Genomic DNA, 9,601 nt, shown 5'->3' with positions numbered 1-9,601 from the left:
CAGTGTCCCCAGGGGGAATCGGTCTCCCGCCAGCCACCGCAACTATGAGTATATCAGATGCGGCGGAGCTTGAGTTACAAGGGGGGCGACGTAGGGCGCTGATCCTCTCCGATACAGCATGATCTTGCGGGGTGCGCATGGTCCAAGCACTCCAAATCATGCCGGCACCCTCGAGCCGGCACCAACAGCAGGCGCGTCCCCATAGGCCCCCTTCAGTTCCAGCGTCTCGGCAAAGTGGCAGGCCACCTCCGTCTCGCCGACCTTGCGCAGCGCCGGCCTCTCCGCGCGACAGCGGTCTTCGGCGAAACGGCAACGGGTGTGGAAGGGGCAGCCGGGAGGGCGGCTGCCGAGATAAGGGATCTCGCCGCGCACGGTCTTGGCGCGGCGCACCCGGCGGGTGGGGTCGGCAATCGGCAGCGCCTCGAGCAGCACTTCCGTATAGGGATGGCGCGGGCGCTCGAACAGCGCTTCGGTGGGCGCGTTCTCCACCACGTGGCCGAGATACATGACCACAACACGGTCGGCGATGTAGTTCACGACGCCGAGATCGTGGCTGATGAAGATGTAGGTGAGGCCGAACTCGTCCTTCAGGTCTTCAAGCAGGTTCAACACCTGCGCCTGGATGGAGACGTCGAGGGCCGACACGGCCTCGTCGGCGATGACAAGCTTGGGGTCGAGCACCAGGGCACGGGCGATGCCGATGCGCTGGCGCTGGCCGCCGGAGAAGGCGTGCGGGTAGCGCCCCATGGCGTCGGACGGAATACCGACCTTTTCGAGCACGCCGGCAACGCGCTCCTCCAGCTCGTGACCCTTGGCGAGACGGTGGATACGCAGCGGCTCGGCGACGATATCGAACACCCGCATATGCGGATTGAGCGAGCTCATCGGATCCTGGAAGATCATGCGGATGTCGCGCCGCCAGGGCTTCATCGCCCGCTTGTCGAGCGCCGTCAGCTCCACCGGGTCGTGGCCCGGGGGACGGTAGGTCACCTTGCCCGCCGTCACCGGCTGTGCCCGTACGATCGAGCGCCCGAGCGTGGTCTTGCCGCAGCCGCTCTCGCCGACCACGGCCAGCGTTTCGCCGGGAGCGACCGAGAGCGTGACGTCGCAGAGCGCGTCGAGCGTGGTGAGCGGGCCGAACCAGCCGCTGCGGAAGGAGAAGGTCTTGGAAACGTTCTCGACCGAGAGAAGCGCTGTCATGCCGGAACCTCATTCTTCCGGGCGCTCTCGGTGAGGAGATGGCAGCGCGCCACGTGGTTGCCGAGGGGCGCGCGGTCGGGCTTCGTGCCGGCGCACGGCTCGAAGGCGTAGGGGCAGCGGCTGGTGAAGGCGCAGCCCTCGGGCCGATCCTTCGCCGAAGGCACGGTGCCCTTGATCGGCGACAGACGCTGGCGCTCCTTCTTGCGGGCGATGGTCGGGATCGACCGCATCAGCGCCTGCGTATAGGGATGGCGCGGGGCGCGGAAGACATCGAAGACGTTGCCCTGTTCCACCACGTCGCCCAGATACATCACCGCCACCTCGTCGGCGATCTCCGCCACCACCCCGAGGTCGTGGGTGATGAAGAGCATGGCCATGCCATAGTCCTCCTGCAGTTCCTTGAGGAGATCGAGGATCTGCGCCTGGGTGGTCACGTCGAGGGCGGTGGTCGGTTCGTCGGCGATCAGGAGCGCCGGCTTGCAGGCGAGCGCCATGGCGATCATGGCGCGCTGGCGCAAGCCGCCGGAGAGCTGGAAGGGATAGGAGTCGGCACGCTCGCGCGGGCCGGGAACGCCCACCTGGTCGAGAAGGCTCACCGTGCGCTCGCGCGCTTCCCTCGGCTTCAGTCCTTCGTGCAGCGTGATCATCTCATCGATCTGGTCGCCGACTGTGTGAACCGGCGACAGGGAGCTCATCGGCTCCTGAAAGATCATGGCGATCTGGTTGCCCCGGATTTTGCGCATGGCCAGGCTGTCGGATTTGAGTGCGGCGATGTCGACGGTCTCGTCTCCCGGCGGGGAAAAGAGGATGCGGCCGCGGCTGATGACGGCGTTCTGGTCGTTGAGGTGCAGGACGGCCCGCGCCGTGACGGACTTTCCGCAGCCGCTTTCGCCGACGAGGCACAGCGTCTTGCCGGGGCCGAGCGCGAGGTCCACCTGGCGCACGGCGACGATGTCCGCCTCGTCCGGGGACGAGAAGGCGATCTCGACGTCCTCGATCTTGAGAAGCGGCCTATCGGCCATAGGGGTCTGCGGCATCGCGAAGTCCGTCTCCAAGGAAGTTGAGGGCGAGGATGGCCACCACCACGGCGACACCGGGCAGGAGCAGCCACGGCGCACTGGCGAGCGTGCGGATGTTCTGCGCCTCCTGAAGCAGTGTACCCCAGCTGACGATAGGCGCCTGCAGGCCGAGACCGAGGAAGGAAAGCGCCGTCTCCGCCAGGATCATGCCGGGAATCGCGAGGGTGGCCGCCGCGATGATATGGCTCATGAAGTTCGGCACCATGTGACGGGTGATCACGCGCCAGTCGCTGGCTCCGTCGAGCCTTGCGGCGGTGACGAAATCCTCCGTGCGCAGCGCCAGGAAGCGCCCGCGAACCACACGCGCGAGCTCCGTCCAGCCGACGAGCGAAAGGATGACGGTGATTGCGAAATAGGTCTGCAGCGACGACCAGTCGCGCGGCAATGCAGCGGCAAGCCCCAGCCACAGCGGAATCGTGGGAAGCGAGCGGATGAACTCGATGACGCGCTGGACGACACTGTCGAACCAGCCGCCATAATAGCCGGAGAAGCCGCCGATGATGACGCCGAAGACGAGGCTCAGCACCACGCCGATGAGGCCGATGGAGAGCGAGATGCGCGTGCCGTGGATGAGGCGGCTCAGAAGGTCGCGCCCCAGCCGGTCGGCACCGAGGATGTAGAGAGGCGCCCGCCGCTCGGTCGTGCCGAACAGCTTGACGTCCATGGGGATGATGCCGAGGAGCCGGTACGGCTCCGCCTCGACGAAGAAATTGATTGGATGCTTGACGTCGCGGTCGACGACGAAGGTGCGACGCAACGCGGCCGGATCGATCTCCGACTTGTAACCGTAGACGAAGGGCCGGAAGGTCCAGTTCCCCTCCTCATCCCTATCGATGAAGTGGATGCCTTGCGGTGCGGCATAGGTGTAGCGCGGATTGTAGGCGGACGGCTCGAAGGGGGCCAGAAACTCGGCGAAGAGCGCAATGAAATAGAAGAGGCCGACGATCCACAGGCTCCACACCGCAAGCCGGTGCTGGCGGAAGCGCCGCCACATGAGCGCCGCCTGGGACTCCTGCGAACGCTTGATCTCCGGTGGCGCTGTGTCCTCTGTCAAGGCTTCGGCGGTCATCGGGCGCCTCCGTGGCGGATGCGTGGGTCGAGCCAGGCCAGGATCAGATCGGAGATCAGCGTGCCGATGACGGTGAGCACGCCCAAGAGCATGATGATGGTGCCGGCCAGATACATATCCTGGCTGGTGAGCGAGCGCAGGAGAAGCGGGCCGGCCGTCGGCAGGTTCATCACCACCGAGACAATGACCGAGGAGGAGACCAGCGTCGGCAGAAGCCAGCCGATGGTCGAGACCAGCGGGTTGAGCGCGACGCGCACCGGGTATTTGACGATCACCTTCCACTCGGGCAAGCCCTTGGAGCGTGCGGTGGTGACGTAGGGTTTCTTCAGCTCGTCGAGCAGATTGGCGCGCATGATGCGAATGAGCTGAGCCGTGCCGGCGGTGGCAAGCACGATGATCGGCGCCCAGGCATAGGTAAGGAAATCCCAAAGCCGTGGCAGGCTCCAGTGGGCGCGCTCGAACGCTGGCGAGAACAGGCCGCCGAGCGTCGTGCCAAACCAGACATAGGTGAGATACATCAGCACCAGCGCGAAGAGGAAGTTCGGCACGGCAAGGCCGAGAAAGCCGAACACGGTGGCCAGATAGTCGCCGAGGGAATATTTGCGCACGGCCGCATAGATGCCGATGGGCAGCGCGACCAGCCACATGACGAGCACGGCCAGGCCCTCGAGCAGGATGGAATTACCAAGCCGGCCCCAGATCAGCTCCGTCACCGGCCGCTTCCATTCAAAGCTGCTACCGAAATCGCCATGCGCGAGGATGCCCGAAATCCATTTCCAATACTGGACGAGGAAAGGATCGCCGAGGGAATATTGCCGGCGCAGCGCCTCGAGCTCGGCCGGGGAGACGCGCTCGCCCTGGGCACTGAGCTCGGCCATATAGGCGGTCAGGTAGTCGCCCGGCGGCAGCTGTATAATGGCGAAGGCCACGAAGGAGATGGCCCAGACGGTCAGCACGATCGAGATCAGCCGGCCGACGAGAAAGCGGAGCATTGGAGCGGACTCCGGTTGTTAAGATCGCGGGTGCCGAGGGCGGCGGGAGCCGGGAGGAGGACCAAGCCCCCGCCGCCACTCAGGATCCGGCCGCAGCCGGTGCTCCGCGCCTGGAGAGCCGGCGCGGAGCGGAACGCATGATCATTCGAAATACCACTGCGTGGCATCGTAGCCGGCGGGCTCGGGGAAGAGCCATGCGTTGATCATGGACGGAGCGACATTCTTCAGATTGTTCTTGGCGATGTAGTAGCCGTCCGGCATGAGGCTGACGCCGATCACCGGGAAATTCTCCTTGGCGATGGCGAGAATCTCGCGCATCAGCTCGGCCCGTCGGTCGGCATCGCCCTCCCCCTTGAGCTCGTCATAGAGCGCCATCTGCTCCTTGGCCCAGTCGGCGGGCTCCTCGGCGATTTGCTGGTTGGCACCGGTGTACCAGGCCTGCCACTTGTAGGCCCACACCGATTCCTCGCCCGACGGGAAATAGTAGCGCGGCTCCTGCATGACATCGAGGCCACCGTCACCGGCCCATACCTGGGCGTCGTAGTCGTTGCTAGGGCGCTTGTCGTAGAAGAGCGTGCGGTCGATGTTGTTGATTTCGATGTCAACGCCGACCTCGGCAAGCTGGAGTTGCATCAGTTCCAGCATGTCGATCCACTCGGGCCTCAAGGCGGCGATCACGTCGACCACGATGCGCGCGGGGCGCCCGTCGCTCATCAGGCGGATGCCGTCGCCGTTCATCTCGGTCAGGCCGGCGGCCTCCAGGCGCTCGACGGCCTTCTCCGGATCAAACTCCGTGTACTGCTTGGCCATCTCCTCATCATAGAAGGGGGATTCGGGGCGCGGCGCGACCTGGAAGGGCTCGCCTTGGCCGATGAAGACCACGTCGATGATCTCTTGCCGGTCGATGGCATGCGACAGGCCGATGCGGAAGTCCTTGTCCTGGAACAGCGCCCGCTTCACCGGGTCGTCATGGTTGAAGTTGAGCTGCAGCACGAGCGACGAGGAGACCGACTGGATGACCTTGCCCAGGTGATAATCGCCCTTCTCCTGCCCGTCATAGAACACCGCCTGATTGGCGTTGGTGGCGATGTGGCGGTCCTGGAAATCGATCTCGCCGTTGAGCGCGAGCAGCGTCAGCTCCTCCAGGCTCCGACTGACCCGCATGTCCAGCCCGTCGATATACGGGAGCTGGTTACCCTCCGCGTCGACCTTGAAATAATAGGGATTGCGCTCCCAGACGACGCGCGCGGCGTCGCCGGTAAGCGGCTCCGTGATACGCCAGGCATACATGACGGGTAGTTCCGGATTGGCCCAGCGCTGGGATTCCCAGCCCCAGGCGCACTTCTGCTGCATCAGGAACGTCCAGTTCTGATGCCCCTCCTCCTTCGCCATCTTGTCGGCGTCGGGATTGTGGTCAGGGCTGAACTGGCTGCAATAGTGCTTGGGAATGGTAAGCACCTGGGTGCCATTGATGGTGGCAAGCGTGTCCATCAGCATGCCGTTGGGCTTGTCGAAGATGAACTTGAAGGTGAGGTCGTCGACCACCTCCACCTTGACCGGGTTGTCCTTGATGTCGATCCAGTTGCTGTTGGCGGGATATTCCGGGTTCTGGAACATCTCAACGGCGAAGGCGATGTCCTCCGAGGTCATCGGTTGACCATCGGACCATTTCAGCCCTTCGCGCAGCTTGAAGGTGTATTCCGTGGCGTCGTCGCTGATCTCCCAGGACTCGGCGAGATTGGGGACGACCTTCTCCCATTTGTGATCATAACGCACGAGCCCTTCATAAGCCGCGGTCTTGGCGACTAGGCCGTTGTCGTCGCCGCCGCGCATGCCCATGCGCCAGACGCCGCCATATTTGCCGATGCCCTCGACCGGCTCGACCACCAGCGGGTTCTTCGGCAGGCGCTCGTCCACCGGCGGAAGGTCGCCGCTTTCGACGCGCTCGTCGAGCATGGGCGCCTGCTCGAAGGCGAGAGCGGGTACGGCGGAAAGCATGAGGCCCGATAGCAGCGCCGCCAAGACCTTGCTTGAACGGGCTGCCCGGACATGGGCATCTGGGTGCGGAATGCGCTTGACCATTAGACTTCTCCTCCCATCCGGCCGCTTGCAGGCGGCCTCTCCTCGGTAACGCTCCCAAGGCTAGCACAAATTTGCGCTCAGGCAACAATTTTCCGGTAATTTGCGTTTTTTGCGCAATTATGCGCAAGCGCTTTATCTCATTCGGCTTTTCAGCCGAGCGGTCGCATGAGGAGAGAAATCCGTCCGGCTTTCTGCGGTTTCGTAAGCGCAAAGATGACACGGGTCAGGTCGACGGAGGGCGCATATTGCTTTTCCACATCGCGATGCCGCTCCAGCCGTACCGACACGCTTTCCGGGTCGAAGGACACCTCCAGACCCCCTTCCCCCGCGCGCATGACGACGGTGCCGCCGCGGATCTCTGCGTCGCCGGTGGTCACCAGCACGCTCTCGAAAGATCGGCCCCCGTCCTCGAGGACGAAATCGTCGGTGAGCGTGACCGCCCCGCCTGGCATGCGGCGGTCGACCTCCAGCGTCCTGTGCAGCGAGGCGAGCCCCGCCTCGACGGGATAAGCGGCGGTCATGTCGAGGAGCAGGCGGTCACCGGTGGCATCGTGGCGGTGCTCGACCACGCGCGCCGCGAAGGCCATGCCGGGCTGCTGGAGATGCCCGTCGACCACCGGCACGGAATGCCCGCGCGATGAGGTCATCAGGTTCTCGTAGCGCTCGGCCCCGAAATACGCCTTCGAATAGCGCCCGCGCCCCGGATCGGTGACCACGGCACGGCCGCGTGTCATGACGATCAGCGAGCCGACGTCGTTCTGGTTGTGCATCTCCGCGTTGTGGCCGCCCTTGACGGCCACCTTGAGGGAAGCCGGGTCGGCGGGATCGAGGCGCGAGATCATCCACGCCATATCGGGAAACCAGTCGTGCGCACCGCCGCCGAAATGCGTTGCACCATCCGGCAGCGGCCAGAGATATTGCCGAAGCGGCCAGGCGAACTGGTTGAAGTGATCAACGGTGAAATCATTGGCAACGCCCATCTGCGCCAGATCGGGCAGCGCGAGGCGCTCCGCCAGATAGGCAAGCAGGCCGGGATGAAAGGTGGCCTGAAGGTCGGAATCGGAGAAGCTCGCCCATTGCCCGGGTGCAAGTATCGTACGCAACGGAAACTGGGCGATCTCGCGCACAAAAGGGTCCTCCAGGAGGCGCACGGCGCCACCGGTGCGCACCTCCACGAGATGGGCGAGGACGACGAAATTGCCGAAGCCGTAGCTCCAGTAATCGGGCCCTTCCGTGGAGCCGCCGCGCGCATCGAAAGTATCGAGATAGTCGGCGAGCGAGGCCATGGCGCGGGCGATGATCTCGGCCAGACGCGCCCGGTCCGGCTCCAGATAGCAGGCCGCCCCCGCTGCGCCGGCCACACACACAGCGGTCCAGTTGTTCACCGGCCTGTCCGGCGTCGAATGCAGCCACCAATGGTCGTGCCGGTGGAGGAATGGCGACACGGCACGCCGGTCGACCTCGCTGCGGATGCGCGCGCGCAGGTTCTCGTCCAGCCGGTTGCCGATGAGATAGTCGACCTCGGCCAGATCCAGCGCCGTCATCGCGGCGGCGAGATCGAGGGTCGGGCGGTCGGGCGCATCGAGGGTGCGGGCGTGGGCAGGCCAGGCCCAGTTGGTCTCCTCCAGCCGCGCCCAGAGGATATCGCAGATCGCGTCGAGGAAGGTTCCCTCCCATGTCAGGCACTCGGCGAGAACGAGGCGGTAGAGCATGCTGCGCCGCCGCCGCTGGGCGTCCTCATAGGGTTCGCGCCGGCCGGTGCGCTGGAAATCGAGATAGAGGCTCGCCGGCAGCGCGGGAATCGGCGCAGTCGCGTCCTCGCTTGCCCGCACCCGGAGCAAGGCGACGTTTTCCTCTCCCACCCGCGCAGCGATGGCTGCCCAGCCCTTGCGGTCGGCACCCGGTGCGAAGGGCGTGAACACGCCTGTCTGCGCCAGGGCGGCATCGACGCGGCGCACGTTCCAAAGCCGAAGCGAGGACATCTTGTCTCCTTCCGTTCGGGCGCGAGATTATGAGACCAAGCACAATTTGCAATAACGCAAATTTTGCAATCAACGACTGCGTAGCTGGAGATATCGAGCCGGCTTGAAAGCAAGCTCCCTACGAGCCCACGTGCCGGATCGTCTGCCCCTCCACCGGCGTGACGCCGATCTCCAGCTGCTGCACGGCGGTCTCGCCTTCCATCTGCCGGATGAGCAGGCGGATGGCGCCGCGGCCGATGGCCTCGCGGTCGACGCGCATCGTCGATAGCCGAGGGCTCGTCATGGCGGCGAGCGGCAGGTCGTCGAAGCCGACGATGGAGAAGGTCTTCGGAAGCACGCCGCTACCGCCATGCAGCCCCTCGATGATCTCGACGGCGGCGAGATCGTTCCAGGAGAAAAGCGCCGTCACGCCGTAGCGATCGGCAAGGATGCCCTGGGCCAGCTCGCCAGGGCTGCGCTCGCCGGTGCTCAGCACCACGGCCTCCGCATCGGCGGTTGCGGCCATGGCGGTCTCGAAGCCTCGGCGGCGCTCGAGAATGGTCGGCCGCAGGCCGTGCGTATAGTGCAGGATGCGGCGGTGGCCGGCGTCCAGCAGGCGCTGCGTGGCGAGATGGGCGCCGTAGAAATTGGCGGGCGCGACAGAGCTCAATCGCATCAAGGGATCGGTGCCGTTGACCAGCACGGTGGGAACGGCTTTCTCGACGCACCAGGAGACCAGCCCTTCCCAGGCATCGATGCCCGCCAAAAGCACACCATTGGCTTCCGACTGCGTGAGATGACGTTCGATGAGTTCGAGGGGCACCTGGGCTTCGTTCACCAACCGTACGTCGAGCGCCAACCCCGCCTCCTCGGCCGCCGCGCGCATGCCCTCGGCGATGCCCACATAGAAACCGGACATGCCGCTGGTGGCGCCGCCCAGCGGCACCAACGCGACGGCTCGCCGGTCGAGATTGACGACGCCGGTGTGCTTGCTCTTGTAGCCGAGCGCGCGGGCGACCTTGTGCACGTCGCGCCGCACCGTCTCGCTGACCCCCGCCTCGTTGGTGAGCGCCCGCGACACGGTGCTCACCGACACGCCCAGACGGGCCGCGATATCGGCCTGGTTGGGGCGCCGGGGGGTTATGGTCATGGGTGCTCCGCCTCGTGCAAAGGAGGTTTTCCCCTCTTACGCAAGTTTTGCGTTTTTTGAAAGCGGGA

General features: G+C 65.1%; 7 protein-coding genes. All 7 read right to left on the bottom strand.

All coding sequences use genetic code 11. From position 1 onward, the window contains the following. Nucleotides 1-156 precede the first annotated feature (156 nt). The gene (locus GM910_RS19435; protein WP_159590266.1) at nucleotides 157-1,200 is read right to left on the bottom strand and encodes an ABC transporter ATP-binding protein; all 1,044 of its coding nucleotides are present in this window, start codon (nucleotides 1,198-1,200) and stop codon (nucleotides 157-159) included. Then, the gene (locus GM910_RS19430; RefSeq protein ID WP_159590274.1) at nucleotides 1,197-2,222 is read right to left on the bottom strand and encodes an ABC transporter ATP-binding protein; all 1,026 of its coding nucleotides are present in this window, start codon (nucleotides 2,220-2,222) and stop codon (nucleotides 1,197-1,199) included. Before GM910_RS19430 ends, GM910_RS19435 begins: the two co-directional genes overlap by 4 nt. Beyond that, the gene (locus GM910_RS19425; protein ID WP_159590264.1) at nucleotides 2,212-3,348 is read right to left on the bottom strand and encodes an ABC transporter permease; all 1,137 of its coding nucleotides are present in this window, start codon (nucleotides 3,346-3,348) and stop codon (nucleotides 2,212-2,214) included. Before GM910_RS19425 ends, GM910_RS19430 begins: the two co-directional genes overlap by 11 nt. After that, nucleotides 3,345-4,340, bottom strand: a complete 996-nt coding sequence (locus GM910_RS19420; protein ID WP_159590262.1) for an ABC transporter permease — start codon at nucleotides 4,338-4,340, stop codon at nucleotides 3,345-3,347. Before GM910_RS19420 ends, GM910_RS19425 begins: the two co-directional genes overlap by 4 nt. A 141-nt stretch (nucleotides 4,341-4,481) precedes the next feature. Beyond that, nucleotides 4,482-6,422: an ABC transporter substrate-binding protein gene (locus GM910_RS19415; RefSeq protein WP_159590260.1), complete on the bottom strand. Its 1,941-nt coding sequence runs from the start codon at nucleotides 6,420-6,422 to the stop codon at nucleotides 4,482-4,484. A gap of 149 nt (nucleotides 6,423-6,571) precedes the next feature. Continuing rightward, a complete protein-coding gene (locus tag GM910_RS19410) occupies nucleotides 6,572-8,404 on the bottom strand; it encodes a heparinase II/III domain-containing protein (protein ID WP_159590258.1) in 1,833 nt (610 codons plus the stop codon). A gap of 118 nt (nucleotides 8,405-8,522) precedes the next feature. Next, nucleotides 8,523-9,533 (bottom strand): LacI family DNA-binding transcriptional regulator, encoded by a 1,011-nt coding sequence (locus GM910_RS19405; RefSeq protein ID WP_159590256.1) that lies wholly within the window; start codon nucleotides 9,531-9,533, stop codon nucleotides 8,523-8,525. Nucleotides 9,534-9,601 lie beyond the last annotated feature (68 nt).

Source organism: Chelativorans xinjiangensis (assembly GCF_009812055.1).
GTDB classification, from domain to species: Bacteria; Pseudomonadota; Alphaproteobacteria; order Rhizobiales; family Rhizobiaceae; genus Chelativorans; species Chelativorans xinjiangense.
The sequence above is the reverse complement of the archived record's forward strand: the minus strand, read 5'-3'. Positions and strand labels throughout refer to the sequence as shown.

Excerpts from the sequence above, each read along its gene's own strand:
- GM910_RS19435 (WP_159590266.1), bottom strand. The coding sequence starts at position 1,200 with ATGACAGCGCTTCTCTCGGTCGAGAACGTTTCCAAGACCTTCTCCTTC.
- GM910_RS19430 (WP_159590274.1), bottom strand. The coding sequence starts at position 2,222 with ATGGCCGATAGGCCGCTTCTCAAGATCGAGGACGTCGAGATCGCCTTC.
- GM910_RS19425 (WP_159590264.1), bottom strand. The coding sequence starts at position 3,348 with ATGACCGCCGAAGCCTTGACAGAGGACACAGCGCCACCGGAGATCAAG.
- GM910_RS19420 (WP_159590262.1), bottom strand. The coding sequence starts at position 4,340 with ATGCTCCGCTTTCTCGTCGGCCGGCTGATCTCGATCGTGCTGACCGTC.
- GM910_RS19415 (WP_159590260.1), bottom strand. The coding sequence starts at position 6,422 with ATGGTCAAGCGCATTCCGCACCCAGATGCCCATGTCCGGGCAGCCCGT.
- GM910_RS19410 (WP_159590258.1), bottom strand. The coding sequence starts at position 8,404 with ATGTCCTCGCTTCGGCTTTGGAACGTGCGCCGCGTCGATGCCGCCCTG.
- GM910_RS19405 (WP_159590256.1), bottom strand. The coding sequence starts at position 9,533 with ATGACCATAACCCCCCGGCGCCCCAACCAGGCCGATATCGCGGCCCGT.